Source organism: Vibrio sp. K4, assembly GCF_051122595.1.
Lineage (GTDB): Bacteria > Pseudomonadota > Gammaproteobacteria > Enterobacterales > Vibrionaceae > Vibrio > Vibrio owensii.
This window is the reverse complement of record NZ_CP178577.1, coordinates 272,737-290,289: the sequence shown is the minus strand read 5'-3', so window position 1 is coordinate 290,289 and position 17,553 is coordinate 272,737. Positions and strand designations below refer to the sequence as shown.

The window sequence follows — 17,553 nt, the reverse complement described above, 5'->3', positions numbered from 1 at the left end:
TCTTTGCTTTCTCAAAAATAAAATTAACCCCAATAATCATTCATAAAACTGAACAATCTGGGGTCTCGTGCCAAAATAAAGCTCCGGAATTTTACTCTTATCCCGAAGCAATGCAAGGGATTTAGTTACTTTTTCACCAACATAAATTGAAATTCAAGTTTGTGATGTAGCTAACACCCTGAAACTAAAGTCTAGGCAATCGTTTAACGACCAAATGGATTGAAGCCACCGCCTCCACCCATGCCGCCACCGCCCATCATGCCTTGCATGTTGCGCATCATGCCTTTCATGCCGCCCTTTTGCATTTTCTTCATCATCTTCTGCATTTGGGTGAACTGCTTCAATAGACGGTTAACGTCTTGAACCTGAACACCAGAACCTGCGGCGATACGCTTTTTACGCGAACCTTTGATGATTTCTGGGCGTTGACGTTCTTTCATTGTCATTGAGCTGATGATCGCTTCCATCTGCTTAAACATCTTGTCGTCAACTTTGTCTTTCACGTCTGATGGTAGCTGAGACATGCCTGGTAGCTTGTCTAGCATGCCCATCATGCCACCCATGTTTTGCATTTGACCTAACTGTTCACGGAAGTCTTCAAGGTCAAAACCTTTCTTCTCTTTGAACTTCTTCGCTAGCTTCTCTGCTTTTTCTTGGTCTACATTGCGTTGTAGGTCTTCGATAAGTGACAGTACGTCACCCATACCTAGAATGCGCGATGCAACACGATCAGGGTGGAACGGTTCTAGTGCGTCGGTTTTCTCACCCACACCTAGGAATTTGATTGGCTTACCTGTGATGTGACGAACTGATAGCGCCGCACCACCACGTGCATCACCATCAACTTTAGTCAGAATCACACCAGTTAGCGGTAGCGCATCACCGAATGCTTTTGCTGTATTCGCCGCATCTTGACCTGTCATTGCATCGACAACAAACAGCGTCTCAACAGGGTTAATCGCTGAGTGAAGATCTTTAATCTCACCCATCATTTCTTCATCGATAGCCAAACGACCCGCGGTATCGACAATCAACACGTCGTAGAATTTCTTCTTCGCGTGATCGATAGCTGCGTTAGCAATATCAATTGGCTTTTGATCTGGTGAAGATGGGAAGAAGTCGACACCGATGTCTGATGCTAGGGTTTCTAGCTGTTTGATTGCCGCTGGACGGTAAACGTCGGCAGACACAACCAAGACTTTCTTCTTATCACGCTCTTTTAGTAGCTTAGAAAGCTTACCTACCGATGTGGTTTTACCCGCACCTTGTAGACCTGCCATCAAAAGCACTGCTGGCGGCTGTGCTGCTAGGTTAAGAGCTTCGTTAGATTCACCCATAACCGCTTCAAGCTCAGCTTGAACGATCTTGATGAACTCTTGACCCGGTGTTAGGGATTTAGAAACTTCTACGCCCACCGCTTTTTCTTTAACGCGGTTTACAAATTCACGTACAACAGGAAGCGCAACGTCCGCTTCCAATAGTGCCATGCGTACTTCACGTAGGGTTTCTTTAATGTTGTCTTCGGTCAGACGACCTTTACCGCTGATATTCTTCAGCGTTTTGGATAATCGATCCGTTAAATTCTCAAACATCTTTGTCTCTTCGCTAAAATGGCGATTAATTAGTGTGAGTATACCTTAGCCAACGTCACAGTCATACCCGAACACTGCTCTTATCCTTAACTTGAGGGCTAACTTGTTAATTTCAATATCTCATCTCTCGTGATTGATGAGGCATCGCCCATAGCCCCAAAGAGTAATGCAAGGTATAATTTTCACCATTGTGCACAATAACTCTTAAGATTCATGGATAGCTTAATTGCCATCGCAGCCGCCATTCTTTACGTTTTGGCAATTGCGACCATCATTCCCGGACTCTCTCAGCAGTCAGGAATCAAAGCAAAAACCGTATTTGCCAGTGCGGCATGTGCGTTGGTTTTTCACGCTTGGATTCTGAGCGATCTGATTTTCGACGGTTCAGGGCAAAACCTCAGCATTCTTAACGTCGCTTCTTTGATCAGCTTTATCATCTCGCTGGTAATGAGTGTGGCGATGCTCAAGAATCGTTTGTGGTTCCTTCTTCCTGTGGTTTATAGCTTTGCTGCCATCAACTTAACTGCTGCTACCTTCTTACCAAGCACGTTTATTAAGCATTTAGAGAACGACCCTAAGCTACTTATTCACATTTCTTTTGCGCTGTTCTCCTACGCGACTTTGACCATTGGTGCGCTATACGCGCTGCAACTGGCGTGGCTCGACCACAAGCTCAAAGCCAAGAAGTCGTTGGCAATTAATCCGAACTTGCCACCATTGATGATGGTTGAACGACAACTGTTCAAGATTATCTTGATTGGTAACTTATTACTCACAGGCACATTGATTACTGGTTTTGTCTTCGTACAAGACATGTTTGCTCAAGGTAAAGCACACAAAGGCATTCTTTCTTTCATCGCTTGGATTGTGTATTCCATCTTGCTTTGGGGCCATTACCAAAAAGGCTGGCGTGGTAAGAAAGTGACTTGGTTTGCAGTCGCGGGTGCGACACTGCTGACCTTGGCTTACTTTGGCAGTCGCTTCGTGAAAGAGATCATTTTAAGTTGATGTAATCCATCTATTAAATTCAATTAATAAGGAGCCTTGTGCTCCTTATCCTTTATATTGATGGGTAAATAAAATAGAGTACCCCTTATTCCATTGACTTAACGGCCAAGCTCGGTCATAAATTAACCAAACACATACAAGGAACTGCTGCGTTTTGGACGACATATCTACGGGTATCTTATTTGCGCTACTCGCGTGTCTTATCGTCATATCAGGTTACTTCTCAGGTTCAGAAACAGGGATGATGTCTTTGAACCGTTACCGCTTAAAGCACTTAGCCAATAATGGGCATAAAGGGGCGAAGCGAGTCGAAAAGCTATTAGACCGTCCAGATCGTTTGATTGGTCTTATCCTTATCGGCAACAACCTTGTTAATATTTTGGCGTCTGCCATCGCGACCATTTTGGGTATGCGATTATACGGTGATATCGGTGTTGCCATCGCAACTGGTGCACTGACTATGGTGGTGCTCGTATTTGCAGAAGTCACACCGAAAACCATCGCCGCCCTCTACCCTGAACGCGTGTCCTACGCGAGTAGTATTCTCCTCACGATTCTGATGAAAGTTCTGTCACCTTTGGTGATGTTAGTGAACTTTATTACTAATGGTTTTATCCGCCTTATTGGTGTGAAAGCCGATCACAACACAGAAGATCACCTTAGTTCAGAAGAGTTGCGTACGGTTGTAAATGAAGCGGGTGGCATGATTCCGCGCCGTCACCAAGACATGCTGGTTTCGATTTTGGATCTTGAACACGTCACCGTGAACGACATCATGGTGCCACGTAATGAGATCACTGGCATCGACATCAATGACGATTGGAAATCTATCGTACGTCAGCTGACTCACTCTCCTCATGGCCGCATTGTGCTGTACCGTGATCAGATTGATGAAGTGGTTGGTATGCTGCGTCTGCGCGAAGCGTACCGTTTGATGCTAGAGAAGAACGAGTTCAACAAAGAAACACTGCTACGTGCTGCCGATGAGGTGTACTACATCCCAGAAGGCACACCTCTGAACGTGCAGATGCTGAAGTTCCAACGCAACAAACAGCGCATTGGTTTGATTGTCGATGAGTATGGCGACATTAACGGTCTGGTGACGTTGGAAGATATCTTGGAAGAGATTGTGGGCGAATTTACCACATCCATTGCACCGAGCTTATCGGAAGAGATCACACCACAAGGTGATGGCAGCTTCTTGATTGAAGGCAGTGCCAACATTCGTGATATCAACAAAGGCTTGAAGTGGAAACTACCGACCGACGGTCCACGTACATTGAACGGTCTGATTCTAGAACATTTAGAAGACATTCCTGAAAGCCATTTAAGCGTGCAAGTCGCAGGGCATCCAATGGAAATTGTCGATATTGAAGAGAATCGCATAAAGCTTGTTAAGGTGTACCCAAAACTCAAGAAAAGTAGTGATAAATAGCGTCGAAAAAACAAAAAAGAGCCTGACATTGTCAGGCTCTTTCTTTTTATGCGTTTCGAACTCTACGCTCTGAACTGAAAGACAGGTTAGTCGATACGTAGTTCTTTAAGCATTGACTCTGGCAGCGCAAGCTCATCATTCTTATTGACTGATACACCGGCTTCTAGAATGTTCTTCGCGATTTGCTTTGCTTCATCCAGAGAGTGCATTGCTGCCGTGCCACATTGGTATTCGTTCAACTCAGGGATCTTGTTTTGGTTTTCTACTTTCAAAACATCTTCCATCGCGGCAATCCAAGCGTCAGCCACTTGTTGCTCTGAAGGCGTGCCAATCAAACTCATGTAGAAACCAGTGCGACAGCCCATTGGTGAAATATCAATGATCTCAACACTCTCACCATTTAAGTGGTTACGCATAAAGCCTGCGTACAAGTGTTCTAATGTATGAATCCCTTTCTCAGAAAGGATGTCTTTGTTTGGCGCAGTGAAACGTAGGTCGAATACCGTGATGGTGTCTCCTTTTGGAGTTTGCATCGTTTTAGCCACACGGACTGCTGGTGCATTCATGCGTGTGTGGTCTACGGTAAAACTGTCTAATAAAGGCATTACATCTCTCCTGATTGTAATCACCAACACTCACAAGTATTGGTCGTTATTTCTGTTCATTCCCTCACTCATAACCCATGGATTGAGTGAGCTAAAAGAACCAGCCGCTGTTGTCTTCCAATTCCTGACGACATTGTTTCAGCTGCCAGCCATAAGTCTTTGCGGTTTGCTCTACGCGCCTAGCAACCTTAATCAAGCTTGGTTTGCTGTTATAAGTGCCGCGTTTGTAGCCGCCACGTCCTTCATGATACGCAAGGTACTGATTGTAAGGATCCCATAATGAGATGCCCAATTGGCGACGAGTTTCATGGGTGTACCAACCGACAAACATCATTGAGTCGTCGAAGTTCGTACGTGAGCCACCTTGTCCCGTCGCATCTTGGAAATCATCCCAAGCAGGGTCTTGGGCTTGAGCATAACCGTAAGCGCTGCTAACGCGTCCCCACGGAATAAAGCCGAGAATATAGTCTTTAGGTGGTCGAGCATCATGACGAAAGCTACTTTCTTGCTTAATGATCGCCATCGCCACATTGATTGGCGTGCCCCACTCTTCTTCCATGTCTTTGGCATCTTCATACCAACCGGATTTTTCTCGGAATATTTCACATAGGTTGTCTTGTTGCTTTGGGGGCGCCGTCGCACAACCGGCTAACATCACGCTCCCAAGTACAGACACAACTAACGGCTTAATGTCCAATCCCTGCCCTTACTGCTGATTATTGTTTTAGGTAAGCAAAGTAATCTTCTAAGAAGTCATCAAAGGATAACGTATCACTTTGCTCTGCTTGTTTTTGCTTTTCTACCGATGTCGCAACTTCCGTTTCCATTGCGTCAGCTGAATATTGCTCATAGCTGTGTGCCAGGTTTTCTTCACGGAACTTCATGCCAAGCGCACAACCCACTTTACCTAAACCGCCGTGCTCTTTTGTCAGCTCAAGCAGTTGGCCAGAAATGGTAAGCTCAGGTTCATCAATCCAAGATTCTAGTTTGTCACAAACCGCTTGGTACGCATTGCCACCAGCTGCGGCATCCATTTCAACCGCAATCAGACGAAGGTCAGCGAACACACGATGAGCCCAATCTTGTAAAGACAGACGCTCGCCTTGGCAACCGATTTGCAGCATCAAGCCTTTCTCGCGGCCAGAAACAATGACTTTGTTCCAGTTGTCACGCCAGCATTCTAGCTCGCAGTTATCCATCGGGTCTGAGTCTGAAAGCGCTGCCCACGTTAGGAATAGGTCAAGGAAGCGAACTTGCTCTTCACTCACACCAACAGCACTGAATGGGTTCACATCGAGCGAGCGAACTTCAATGTATTCCACACCGCCACGTTTAAGCGCTTCCGAAGGCTTTTCACCGCTCTTCGTTACACGTTTCGGACGAATTGGGGCATACAATTCATTCTCAATTTGCAGAATGTTTGAGTTAAGCTGACGATATTCACCATCGACTTTCACACCAATCTCAGCAAATTCTTCAGATGGACGACGAATCGCGTCACTCAAACCTTCAAGATACTGGTCGATACTATTAAAGCCAATCTTTAGCACGCTTTGAGCGCTGTTGGTGTAACCGAGATCACTCAGACGCAGAGAGGTCGCTTTTGGTAGGTATAAGGTGCCACCAATTTTCTCAAATGGCAGATCCGTTTCACGTCCTTGAATGAACGAGCCACACAATGCTGGTGACGCACCAAAGAAGTACGGGATCATCCAACCAAAACGGTAGTAGTTACGGATTAGAGCAAAGTACGCTGCGGATTTCGTTTCTTGGCGAGCTTCTTCATCTTGCTCACCATGCAGCGCATCCCAGAACGATTCAGGGAAAGAGAAATTGAAGTGCACACCCGAGATAATTTGCATCAAGCTACCGTAGCGGCGTTTTAGACCTTCACGGTAAAGCGTTTTCATTTTTGCTGAGTTTGATGAGCCATATTGAGCTAGCTGAATATCATCTTCAGTGCCTACATAACATGGCATCGAAAGTGGCCACATTTTTTCTTCACCCATTTTGGTTTGAGTGAAGTGATGGATGTCTTTCAACTGTCCCATCAATTCAGGAATCTCATGTGATACAGGCGTAATGAATTCCAGTAGAGATTCTGAAAAGTCTGTCGTGATCCATTTGTTTGTGAACGCTGAGCCCAAACCCTCTGGATGAGGTGTTGTTGCTAGGTGTCCATCCTGACGATAGCGCAAAGTTTCTCGCTCAACACCGCGTCCAAACTGCTTAAATACTTCTGGGTTTGATGCAACTTGTTTTAGTCGCGCAGCAAAATCAGTCAAAATGAGGTTCGCTTATATTGGGAGCAGGACACTCGCCAAGCGTGGCAAGTGAAAGCTAAGTTATTGATATATAATCCATCTAGATAAATAACCCATCAAAAAGTCATTTATCTAGTTAGAAACGAATAGCGGAGAGTCTCCTCTCCGCTATTAAATGTGTACTCTATCGAATGATTTCAAGCTCTTCCACGTCTTTCCCTAACTTTTCTAGTTGAGGGCGAAGGGAAGTCGCATCTCCGACGACCACGATTTGATAGTCGTTCGGGTCAAACCATTTCTGTGCTAGAGCGTTGAGCGTCTGCTTATCGACGGTCTCAACAATAGCGTTTCGTTGTTGTAGATAATCTTTATCTAAGTTGTATTTCAAAATATCACTGATGAGTTTGCCTTTCTGTGTTGGCGTTTCATATTTCAGTGCATCTTTTTGACCGACTGCTTGGCGCATAAATTTCAATTCATCGTCAGTCATGCCCGATTGTGAGAACTCGTTCAACTCATTCTCCATCTCGATGATAGACGCCACCGTCGAATCCGCACGCACTTGCGCAGTAAATACAACCGACCCCGTTTCTACATTACCGGAGAAATAACCATAAGCACCATAAGTGTAGCCTTTGTCTTCACGAAGGTTTTGGTTGATACGGCTATTAAAGTTACCCGCTAAGTTAAAGTTCGCTAATTGACCCAGATAGAAATCGCCAGCTGCATCGTAGGGCATGCCTTGACGAACCATCATGACCACACTTTGTGGTGCCCCTGGCTTATCCACCAAGTGCACTTTTTGCGTACCGAGTGGTGCGATAGTTTGCGGCGCGTAAAGTGGAGCGGCGTCATCTTCCCAATTTGCCCAGAAAGACAGTTGTTTCTCTAAGTCCGCTTTGCTGATATCACCAACGGCAATGATCTGTGCACTTTGTGGCGTGTAATGCTTCGCATAGAAATCACGAACATCATCCAACGTCAGCGCTTGAAGCCCCGCCTTGGTGCCATCTTTCGGGCGTGCAAAGATAGAGTTACCATACAACACTTGGCGACTTGCCTGTGATGCCATCCAGCTTGGTTTTTGGTGTTCATAAACCAGACCTTCTAACGCTTGTGTTTTCACTCGGTCAAAATCTTCTTGCTTGAATGCCGGAGACAACAACATCTCCTCAACGATCTTCAACGTTGGGGCAAGGTTCTTCTCAAGTGCAGAAACGCTGATGTCCGTCGTGTAACCACTCGCATCGACAGAAATAACGCTGCCAAGCTTGTCTAGCTCAGCTTGGATGTCTTCTGCAGAGCGCTTAGTTGTGCCCTCTTGCAACATCGCTGCGGTAAGCTGAGCAAGACCTTCTTTACCTCTTTCAACAAAACGCGTACCAGCAGGCAGACTAAACTGCATTGTCACTGTTGGTGTTTCACTGCTTACGGTTCCAAGTAATTCCGAACCGTTTTTGAAGTGAATGTCGTACAGTTTTGGCATCGTCGCTTCAACAGGCGCGCCCGCTGGCGGTTGGACAGAGCGGTCGAAATTGTCCGTTGCACGACGATAAGCCAATTGGTCATCGGTGATCTTTTCGTACTCAGGTAATGTGCGTTTTGGCGTTACGAAGGTTGCAGGCTTCACAGCTAGCTCTGTCTTACCTTTTGGCACAACGCTCAGCGTTACCTTGTTCTTGCCTTGAATAAAGTCACTGTATGCTTTTTCTACCGATTCAGGCGTAACAGCACGAAGTTGTTCAAGCTGCTGTTCAATCAGATCTGGCTTACCAAAGAACGTTTGGTTTGATGCTAACTGCGTTACCTTGCCTTTTACACTTTCTAGAGCAAAAATCGCGTCGGCTTCGGTTTTGCCTTTCAGTTGCTCAAGACGATCTTTAGTTACCCCATCTTTGGCGAACTTATCCAACGATGCCATTAACTCATCATAGAGCTTGGATAAGTCACCTTTGTCGCCAGAATCCCCCATCGCATAAACATAGAAATTACACGATAGCTCAGCACAATCTTGGAATGATCCCGCATCGACAGCTTTCTGTGTTTTGACCAAGTCTTGGTAAAGCACGCTGTTCGTGCCGCTGCCCAACACACTAGCTAAAGTATCCAGCGAGGCTTGATTCGCTTCACCGCTATAAGTTGTCGGCCATGCGATCATGACCATAGGCTGCTGGATACGATCTTCTAATGTGATGTATTTGCTTTCAGCAAGCTTAGCAGGTTGCTTAGGAGCGTTTTCCACCTCTGGGCCACGAGGGATCGAGCCAAAGTATTTGTTCACCCACGCCAACGTCTGTTCTACATCGATATCACCACCAATGGTCAATACCGCGTTGTTTGGGCCATACCAACGTAAGAAGAAAGCTTTCAGGTCGTTCACATCCACGCGATCAAGGTCTTCTACGTAACCGATGGTTTGCCATGAATACGGATGACCTTCTGGGTACAAGGCTTCAGACATGCGTTCCCAAATCAAACCATAAGGTCGATTGTCGTAACGCTGAGCTCGTTCGTTCTTCACCGTAGAACGTTGGATCTCAAACTTACGTTGAGACACAGCATCGAGCAAAAAGCCCATGCGATCCGATTCGAGCCATAGCATTTTTTCTAACTGGTTAGCCGGAACAGTTTCGAAGTAGTTGGTGCGGTCACGGTTAGTTGTACCATTTAGGGTGCCACCCGCTTCCGTGATAATTTTGAAGTGCTCTTGGTCACCCACGTTCTCAGAGCCTTGGAACATCATGTGCTCGAAAAAGTGCGCAAAGCCTGATTTACCGATCTCTTCACGTGCAGAACCCACGTGGTAAGTAACATCCACATGCACAAGTGGGTCTGAATCTTCAGGAGCCAGAATCACCGTAAGGCCGTTATCGAGCTGATATTTCTGGTATGGGATTTTTACTTTGCCTTCTTCTGCTTTTGATGACTCAACGAAAGTCACCCCATCAGGTAATGACGAAACAGGGGCGTTTGATGCGCAGCCCGTGATCACTAAAAGTGAGCACGCACTTACCCAAAACATTCTCATGCGCTTTCCTTAAAATAAACCGAGATAGATGGCAGCTAGCACGCTATATCTTGCGGCTTTGCCTAAAAATATAAGAACTAAACACGGCAGAAACTTCATCCTTAACCATCCTGCCGCTAAACATAGTGGGTCGCCAATAACAGGCAACCAACTAAAGAATAATCCCCAGTAACCGTATTTTGACAGCCACTTCAATGCGGTGTGACCGTGCTTTTCATCTTGAGTTTTATTAGGAATCCACAACCCAAGCCAATAGTTAGTCAAACCACCAAGCGTATTACCGATCGTGGCGACAATAATAATGGAAGAAACGGAGTACTGGTTTAACGATAAAGTGGCTATCAATCCCGCTTCAGAGCCGCCCGGTAACAAAGTGGCACTGAGAAAGCCGGTAATGAATAGCACCCACAATGCAGAGTCAGAAAACCACAGAGCTAGGTTTTCGAAAGCCGCATTAAAGGCTTCTAACATGTCATATCAAGCAAGATCTTGCCTCGCGTCCGTCCGGATTCGACTTGTTTGTGTGCTTCCACAACCTCATTCATCGGATAGACGTGTTGTATTTCTGTTTTCAACAATCCGACCCCAACCATGTAAAGTAAGGTATCGAGTTGTTCGCGATCGGGTTCCACCAACATGCCGCTCGCCTCAAAGCCAAGCAGCTTCGCCTTTTCGCAGATCAGTTCGGCGGTAATGGTTGGAACGGTGATGACTCGAGCATCATCAGTCAGACATTTGAGAGCATCAAGTGCAGCATCGCCACCAACAAGATCAATCAAAACATCCACATCTTCAACACGTTCTGACACTGGCGCAAATTGATAGTTCACTGCATGCGCCCCCAATGTGGCGAGGTAGTCTAAATTTCGCTCACTACAGGTGGTAAAGACTTCAGCTTTGGTTGCCACGGCGATTTGTACCGCTATATGTCCAACGCCCCCAGCGCCAGCAAGAATCAATACTCGGTCGCCTTCAGTAACATTGGCCTTGCTTAATGCTTGAGCCGCCGTTTGTCCCGCAAGAGGTAGCACCGCAGCCGCTTCTAAAGTGACAGTATTTGGAACATGGCTGAGTTCAGACTCAGGAACACAAACGTATTGGCTGTAACCACCGCCTCGGATAGGGAAGCCGATAAACCCCGCGACCTCGTCGCCTTCATTAAAACGCGACGTACCCTCTCCACAGGAAACAACTTTTCCTGAGATGTCATAACCCGGAACCCAAGGTAAGTTATCTTTATTTTGTGCGGCAGCCCATCCAAGCCCAGCTCGAGTTTTAACATCAATTGGATTTATGCCTGAGTAGGCAACTTTAATGAGGATTTCACCCGCTTGTGGTGCCGGTGTTGTGGTGGTTTGCAGTGCAAGAACGTCTGCGTCGCCAAATTCGGTAATCGCTATCTGTTTGTGTTCCATAACCCATTCCCTGCGAGAAAACAAAAAGGGATGCAAGAGCATCCCTTTGACTATAAACCATTTTGTTTGTCGAAGTTAATCGCCAATTTGTAAATTGATAGCTAATTCCATTTCATAGAATATCCACCAACTTTCAGGCTCTACTTACGATGACACACTAGCCAACAAGTGCGAGCAATATACCGGCCGCTACCGCTGAACCGAGTACCCCTGCAACGTTTGGTCCCATTGCGTGCATTAACAAGAAGTTTTGTGGGTTTGCTTCTAGGCCAACCTTATTCACAACACGTGCCGCCATTGGTACTGCAGAAACGCCTGCCGCGCCAATAAGTGGGTTGATGTCTTCTTTCGAGAACTTGTTAAGCAGTTTCGCCATCAGAACACCCGCGCCAGTACCGATACTGAACGCAACCGCGCCAAGTCCCAAGATGCCCAGCGTTTCTAGGTTCAGGAACTGCTCAGCTTGCAGCTTAGAACCAACACCAAGCCCCAAGAAAATGGTCACAATGTTGATCAGTTCGTTTTGAGCAGTTTTCGATAAACGATCCACTACACCGGCTTCACGCATCAGGTTACCCAAACAGAACATACCAACTAAAGGCGTTGCCGAAGGTAAGAACAGAATCGTCATCAGTAGAACAGCAAGTGGGAAGACCACTTTCTCCCACTTACCCACATGGCGAAGCTGAGCCATCTTGATCTGGCGCTCTTCTTTGGTTGTCAGAGCTTTCATGATTGGTGGCTGAATGATCGGTACTAAGGCCATGTAGCTGTATGCTGCCACAGCAATCGCACCTAACAAATCTGGAGAGAGTTTACTTGCCAAGAAAATAGCCGTTGGGCCATCCGCACCACCGATGATCGCGATAGACGATGCATCCGCCATGGAGAACTCCATACCCGGCACGTAGTTAAGTAGAATCGCACCAAATAATGTTGCGAAGATACCAAACTGCGCTGCAGCACCTAACCACAAGGTTTTCGGGTTCGCAATCAAAGCACCAAAGTCGGTCATCGCACCTACGCCCATGAAGATCAGCAGCGGGAACACACCCGACTCGATCCCAATGTAGTAGACGTAGTACAACAAGCCGCCCGGATCGGTAAAGCCAGCGTTTGGAATGTTCGCTAAGATAGCGCCAAAACCAATTGGCAATAACAGTAAGGGTTCAAAGCCTTTTTTGATCGCCAAAAACAGCAAGGTACAGCCAACCAACATCATACAGATTTGGCCGAACTCAAAGTTCGCGATCCCTGTTTCTGACCATAAGGTCATCAATCCGTCCATGATACTCCCTTACGCCAGGCTAAGAAGAGGTGAACCAACGGTAACTGCGTCCCCTTCTTTCACGTTCAACTCTTGAACCACACCACCACGTGCAGCGCGTACTTCTGTTTCCATCTTCATCGCTTCAAGAATCAAAAGTACGTCACCTTCCGCCACTTCAGCACCCGGCTGAACATTGACTTTAAAGATGTTGCCCGCAAGTGGCGCTGGTACTGCTTCCGCAGCACTATTGGCAGCAACTGGCGCTGCAGGTTGAACAGGTGCTGCCGCCACATTTGGCGTCACAGAAGTTAATTGACCTTGCGGCCCAACTTCTACTTCATACACTTGACCATCAACACGCACGCTGTAGGTTTCTACACCGCCAGTAGCAGGTTGCGCTACAGGTGATGCAACTGGTTTCGCAGCTTCTAAGGTTGGTGCTGGCTCAAAGGCATCTGGATTGCCACGGTTTTTCAGGAATTTCAGACCGACTTGAGGGAACAGCGCGTAAGTTAGGACATCGTCGACACGTTCGCTTGCTAGCTTAATGCCTTCAGATTGCGCTTTCTCCATCAAATCAACGGTTAGGGTTTCCATTTCTGCTTCAAGTAAATCAGCAGGACGACAAGTAATGGCTTCTTTGCCATCCAGCACTTTTGCTTGTAGCTCGGCGTTTACTGCTGCTGGAGCTGCACCGTATTCGCCTTTTAGAACACCCGCAGTTTCTTTAGTGATGCTCTTGTAGCGCTCGCCTGTTAGTACGTTGATCACCGCTTGAGTACCGACGATCTGAGACGTCGGGGTCACTAATGGGATAAAGCCAAGATCTTCACGTACACGTGGGATCTCTTCCAATACTTCATCGATACGATCTGCAGCGCCTTGTTCTTTGAGCTGACCTTCCATGTTAGTCAACATGCCACCTGGTACTTGAGCGATCAAAATGCGTGAATCCACACCTTTTAGCTGACCTTCCCATTTCGCGTATTTCTTACGTACTTCACGGAAGTAAGCCGCGATAGGCTCGATTTGGTCTAGTTTTAGATTCGTGTCGCGTTCTGTACCTTGCAGCATCGCAACCACTGTCTCTGTAGGCGTGTGACCGTATGTGCAGCTCATCGAAGAAATCGCGGTATCAAGAATATCAATGCCTGCTTCTACCGCTTTCACAGCAGTCGCAGTAGATAGACCGGTTGTTGCGTGACAATGAAGCGCCAATGGCACATCACAAGACGCTTTGATGCGAGTGATCAGCTCTTCGGCTTCATAAGGTTTAAGCAGACCAGACATGTCCTTGATACATAGAGAGTGGCAGCCTAAGTCTTCAAGACGTTTAGCAAGGTCAACCCATGTGTCTGCGTTATGCACTGGGCTGGTGGTGTAAGACAATGTTCCTTGTGCATGCGCACCAACATCAACAGTGGCTTTCACCGCTTTTTGGAAGTTACGTACATCGTTCATTGCATCAAAGATACGGAACACATCCATACCATTTGCGTGCGCGCGTTCAACAAACTTCTCTACCACGTCATCGGCATAGTGGCGGTATCCTAAAAGGTTTTGACCACGCAGTAGCATTTGCATTGGTGTATTTGGCATGGCCTTTTTCAGTTCGCGTAGGCGCTCCCATGGGTCTTCACCCAAGAAGCGGATACACGCATCAAAGGTTGCGCCACCCCAAGTCTCTAGCGACCAGTAACCAACTTTATCTAACTCAGCTGCGATAGGCAGCATATCTTCGATACGCATACGCGTTGCGAATAGAGACTGATGGGCGTCACGAAGGACCACATCTGTAATAGCGAGTGGTTTAGACATGTTCTTAAACTCCTTTTTAATCCTATCTTTCGGCTACTTCGCGACAGAGGCGCGATGTTTATGAATCGCAGCCGAGATCGCCGCCACTACTTGTGGACTAACAGCTGAAGAGGTTGATTGAACGTTGGTATTTGTTTTCGGTGCTGCGATCGGCGCTGGTACTTCTTCCGGTACCAATTTGGACATCAGCCGAACGAGATAAACTAGAATGGTGAGGAAAATAAATACGACCGCCATCCCTGTTAACATCAGGGTGGCCGCATCTACTAGCAGGCTTCCTATATTCGTCATGTTGCTTCCTTTCTTTGTCATCCTGACAATGTGCAGGACTTTAATAGCGTCAAATCCCGACCAATGGATTATCTCGATTGGTTAAATTTTGTCAATTTTGTTTAAGGAAGCTTTTAAATAATCCTTAATATTGATTATTTATTCACTACCCAGATCACAAATTATACGAAAATCCACTTTTCTCATGAGATTGTTTAATCTATCACCACACTAAATGAAAGTGATTGTAAAAACTGCGATTGGGATTTCAAAACGAAAACAGCATATGGAATGAAAACTAAAATAAAAACATAAACCTAGCTTAAATTAACCAAATTTAAACATTTCATTTACACAAAACTAATGTGGTAGTGGAGTGACAAGAAATAAGTAGGGCAATGATTTTAGGAATTGCAGGCAAAGGTTTGCCCCTCGGGTATTTTAACTAGCCGTTCTTAGAAGAACTTATGATTATTTAAGCACTTATTGATTTTTCTCATTCTTTATTTTACAGGCCATCACTGCGCCGTTAACCCTCCATTCATTCGAACCATTTTTATCGCGTCATGACGACAATGCACGTCGAGTTTCTTGTACAACTTGTAGATATGACTTTTCACCGTGCTCTCAGATAAGAACAATTGAGAGGCAATTTGCTGATTTGATATCCCATAGGCGAGCAGCTCAAGTATCTGCCTCTCCCGGCTGGTTAATGAGTCATGCTGACAATCCATGGAAAGATTTGAGTGGCGATAATTGCTGATCAGCTTCTCTAAGTACACTCTTGGCAGCCATAGTCCTCCTTGAAATATGTATTCCACACTTTCACTGATGTGTGTGACCGAAGCGTTTCGCAATAAAATACCTTTGAGCAATTTCCATCGAAGCAACTCATTATCCACCCTTTCATTAGGTACATTGTGAATCATAAGAGACCAACCAAATAGGTCGAAATCGGGCAACAATGCTCTCGCTTCAAGTAGCCTCATGAAGTCATAGTCAATGAACACCAGATCAACGTGCATGGTATGACTGCGAAACACTGCTTCTTCTGGTAAACATGTTTTGACGTAGATGTCAGGTAAAGTTGATAGTTGTCCTTCTATTAAACTGGTTTGAAGATTGTTCTCCGCTAGCAGGAGAAGATGCTTGGTTCCCATAGTATCCACCACTGTTTGCTGGCACTTATACCACTTACCTCCGTGTGCCAGAGTTTTCTCACGACAAATTCAAAGTCGATAAATTTATCAATAGAAAAAATATAGCAGTTCAGGCTGACTTTACCGTCGCGACAAAGAGACAAAAGTAATGAAAAGGTTTGAGCGGTAATAAACGATTTCGCACTACCTCTTCAGCCTATCAAAGCTAAGTCACTGTTTTTACGACACCCTTTTAAAACAAAGGCTCCCAATCAATTTGTCGTTTTTATTTTAGGGTTACTCGTCGGAGGAGAAAAAGCCTACTTTTTAAGCCTATTTCTGTGTGGAATTTCATACTTGAAGCACCCTAATGAGATCCATTCTCACTAAATAAATGATTCAACTCCGATTTTGTAATCGCTCAATAAACAATCGAGAGATTCACTTATCTGCTACTGGTAGTTTTCTCAATAGTAAGAAACTCGCCCTAAAACCCTTACCTATACTTCCTTCGCTTCCGCAACGATGGAGCCAGCAAGAAGTAAACATGCAGTCATTTTTAATCAGGAAAATCAGGAAATGGAGTAATCAATATGACTCTTAACAAAACAGGGCTTGCTATCGCTATGTCGGCGATTCTATTTAGTGGTTCAGTGTTAGCTTTCCCTTCAGTTAATGAAGTGGATGACGGGAATGGAAATAGCCAGTGGTCTGAAAGCGCGAACACAAATAATAGTTCAAATGATGCAACTGCGAATAACAGTTTCAATCATGCTGATAGTTCGAATTCGAGCACTAACAACGCTAACGACAGTTCAGATTCAAGTATGAACACTACGCGTAGTAACAACGACAACAGTGATCATAACGCAAGTACTAATGGTAGCTACAACAACAGCAGTACCAATAACGCGAATGACAACTCAGATTCAAGCATGAACACCACGCGTAGTAATAACGACAATAGTGATCACAACGCGAGTACCAATCACAGTAACAATGACAACAGCAGTAGCTATGCAAATGATAACTCCGACTCAAGCACCAGTGGCAGTTACAACGACAATAGCGACAACCGTGATCAAGCTGACTACCGAAATCAATCAGACAATCGTGACCAAAGTGATAGCAGTGACAACAGCAGTAGCTATGCAAACGACAACTCTGATTCAAGCATGAATACGACACGTAGCAACAACGACAACAGTGACTCAAGTACTACCACTCGTCGTAGTAACAACGATAACAGTGATTCAAGCACCAACGATAGCTACAACGACAACAGCGACAACCGTAGCTATGCCGATAACAACTCTGATAACCGAGATCAAAGCGACAATCGTGATCAAAGTGACAACCGTAGTTTCGCTAATGACAACAGCGACAACAGTACAAAAGACAGCTACAACGACAACAGCGACTCAAGCTCTACCAATACTGACAGTTTCAACCAAGTAAATATGGACGTCGATATGGTGGTGGCTGATTCCAAAGTGATGGGTGGTGTTCATTCTGCATCTGTGACTTACAAAGCGGATGCAAAAGATGCCAAAGTGAAAGTTGAAAACGTGAATAACCTAGGTGGTTTAGGTGGTGCGGCAGGTATAACTACCGTGGCACAAAACGCCGGCTCTAACTCACTTATTCAACAATCTGTTGCTACCAATGCGAGTGTATTTACAGGTGGCGAGTAACTAGGAACCTAGGAG

Annotated in this window: 14 protein-coding genes; 3 read left to right on the top strand and 11 right to left on the bottom strand. The window is 45.7% G+C overall.

The features are described 5' to 3' along the window. Positions 1-203 precede the first annotated feature (203 nt). Positions 204-1,592: a signal recognition particle protein gene (gene ffh / locus ACLIIY_RS01465; RefSeq protein WP_005438041.1), complete on the bottom strand. Its 1,389-nt coding sequence runs from the start codon at positions 1,590-1,592 to the stop codon at positions 204-206. Between the two features lie 213 nt (positions 1,593-1,805). On the opposite strand from ffh, the gene ACLIIY_RS01460 reads away from it, so the two are divergent. Continuing rightward, complete coding sequence (locus tag ACLIIY_RS01460) at positions 1,806-2,600, top strand: cytochrome C assembly family protein (protein WP_005438043.1); 795 nt, start codon at positions 1,806-1,808, stop codon at positions 2,598-2,600. 154 nt (positions 2,601-2,754) lie between these two features. Next, the gene (locus ACLIIY_RS01455) at positions 2,755-4,035 is read left to right on the top strand and encodes an HlyC/CorC family transporter (RefSeq protein WP_009707575.1); all 1,281 of its coding nucleotides are present in this window, start codon (positions 2,755-2,757) and stop codon (positions 4,033-4,035) included. Positions 4,036-4,121: 86 nt separating this feature from the next. On the opposite strand, the gene luxS is transcribed toward ACLIIY_RS01455, so the two are convergent. The 10 genes from luxS to ACLIIY_RS01405 all read right to left on the bottom strand — a co-directional run bounded on the left by luxS (position 4,122) and on the right by ACLIIY_RS01405 (position 15,865). After that, the gene (luxS, locus tag ACLIIY_RS01450; protein ID WP_005438047.1) at positions 4,122-4,640 is read right to left on the bottom strand and encodes an S-ribosylhomocysteine lyase; all 519 of its coding nucleotides are present in this window, start codon (positions 4,638-4,640) and stop codon (positions 4,122-4,124) included. Between the two features lie 91 nt (positions 4,641-4,731). Continuing rightward, the gene (locus tag ACLIIY_RS01445; protein WP_005438049.1) at positions 4,732-5,337 is read right to left on the bottom strand and encodes a hypothetical protein; all 606 of its coding nucleotides are present in this window, start codon (positions 5,335-5,337) and stop codon (positions 4,732-4,734) included. 19 nt (positions 5,338-5,356) lie between these two features. Beyond that, entirely contained in the window at positions 5,357-6,925 is a 1,569-nt protein-coding gene (gene gshA / locus ACLIIY_RS01440; protein ID WP_005438052.1) for a glutamate--cysteine ligase, read from the bottom strand. Positions 6,926-7,088: 163 nt separating this feature from the next. Next, on the bottom strand, positions 7,089-9,932 hold the full coding sequence (locus tag ACLIIY_RS01435) for a M16 family metallopeptidase (protein WP_434528017.1): 2,844 nt from the start codon (positions 9,930-9,932) through the stop codon (positions 7,089-7,091). A 9-nt stretch (positions 9,933-9,941) separates the two neighbouring features. Next, positions 9,942-10,403 carry a YqaA family protein gene (locus ACLIIY_RS01430; RefSeq protein WP_005438056.1) on the bottom strand — a complete coding sequence of 154 codons (462 nt, stop codon included), beginning with the start codon at positions 10,401-10,403 and terminating at the stop codon, positions 9,942-9,944. After that, entirely contained in the window at positions 10,397-11,347 is a 951-nt protein-coding gene (locus tag ACLIIY_RS01425; RefSeq protein ID WP_009707579.1) for an NADP-dependent oxidoreductase, read from the bottom strand. The genes ACLIIY_RS01430 and ACLIIY_RS01425 overlap by 7 nt, the downstream gene beginning before the upstream one ends. Positions 11,348-11,504: 157 nt before the next feature. After that, positions 11,505-12,635: a sodium ion-translocating decarboxylase subunit beta gene (locus ACLIIY_RS01420; protein ID WP_409380069.1), complete on the bottom strand. Its 1,131-nt coding sequence runs from the start codon at positions 12,633-12,635 to the stop codon at positions 11,505-11,507. A 9-nt stretch (positions 12,636-12,644) separates the two neighbouring features. After that, positions 12,645-14,435, bottom strand: a complete 1,791-nt coding sequence (gene oadA / locus ACLIIY_RS01415) for a sodium-extruding oxaloacetate decarboxylase subunit alpha (RefSeq protein WP_434528016.1) — start codon at positions 14,433-14,435, stop codon at positions 12,645-12,647. Positions 14,436-14,468: 33 nt separating this feature from the next. Then, positions 14,469-14,726, bottom strand: a complete 258-nt coding sequence (locus tag ACLIIY_RS01410; RefSeq protein ID WP_005448441.1) for an oxaloacetate decarboxylase subunit gamma — start codon at positions 14,724-14,726, stop codon at positions 14,469-14,471. Between the two features lie 497 nt (positions 14,727-15,223). After that, entirely contained in the window at positions 15,224-15,865 is a 642-nt protein-coding gene (locus ACLIIY_RS01405; RefSeq protein WP_020196754.1) for a helix-turn-helix transcriptional regulator, read from the bottom strand. Between the two features lie 572 nt (positions 15,866-16,437). On the opposite strand from ACLIIY_RS01405, the gene ACLIIY_RS01400 reads away from it, so the two are divergent. After that, positions 16,438-17,538, top strand: a complete 1,101-nt coding sequence (locus tag ACLIIY_RS01400; protein ID WP_122067010.1) for a dentin sialophosphoprotein — start codon at positions 16,438-16,440, stop codon at positions 17,536-17,538. The last annotated feature ends 15 nt before the right edge of the window (positions 17,539-17,553 follow it).

Excerpts from the sequence above, each read along its gene's own strand:
- ffh (WP_005438041.1), bottom strand. The coding sequence starts at position 1,592 with ATGTTTGAGAATTTAACGGATCGATTATCCAAAACGCTGAAGAATATC.
- ACLIIY_RS01460 (WP_005438043.1), top strand. The coding sequence starts at position 1,806 with ATGGATAGCTTAATTGCCATCGCAGCCGCCATTCTTTACGTTTTGGCA.
- luxS (WP_005438047.1), bottom strand. The coding sequence starts at position 4,640 with ATGCCTTTATTAGACAGTTTTACCGTAGACCACACACGCATGAATGCA.
- ACLIIY_RS01435 (WP_434528017.1), bottom strand. The coding sequence starts at position 9,932 with ATGAGAATGTTTTGGGTAAGTGCGTGCTCACTTTTAGTGATCACGGGC.
- ACLIIY_RS01430 (WP_005438056.1), bottom strand. The coding sequence starts at position 10,403 with ATGTTAGAAGCCTTTAATGCGGCTTTCGAAAACCTAGCTCTGTGGTTT.
- ACLIIY_RS01425 (WP_009707579.1), bottom strand. The coding sequence starts at position 11,347 with ATGGAACACAAACAGATAGCGATTACCGAATTTGGCGACGCAGACGTT.
- ACLIIY_RS01420 (WP_409380069.1), bottom strand. The coding sequence starts at position 12,635 with ATGGACGGATTGATGACCTTATGGTCAGAAACAGGGATCGCGAACTTT.
- oadA (WP_434528016.1), bottom strand. The coding sequence starts at position 14,435 with ATGTCTAAACCACTCGCTATTACAGATGTGGTCCTTCGTGACGCCCAT.
- ACLIIY_RS01410 (WP_005448441.1), bottom strand. The coding sequence starts at position 14,726 with ATGACGAATATAGGAAGCCTGCTAGTAGATGCGGCCACCCTGATGTTA.
- ACLIIY_RS01405 (WP_020196754.1), bottom strand. The coding sequence starts at position 15,865 with ATGGGAACCAAGCATCTTCTCCTGCTAGCGGAGAACAATCTTCAAACC.
- ACLIIY_RS01400 (WP_122067010.1), top strand. The coding sequence starts at position 16,438 with ATGACTCTTAACAAAACAGGGCTTGCTATCGCTATGTCGGCGATTCTA.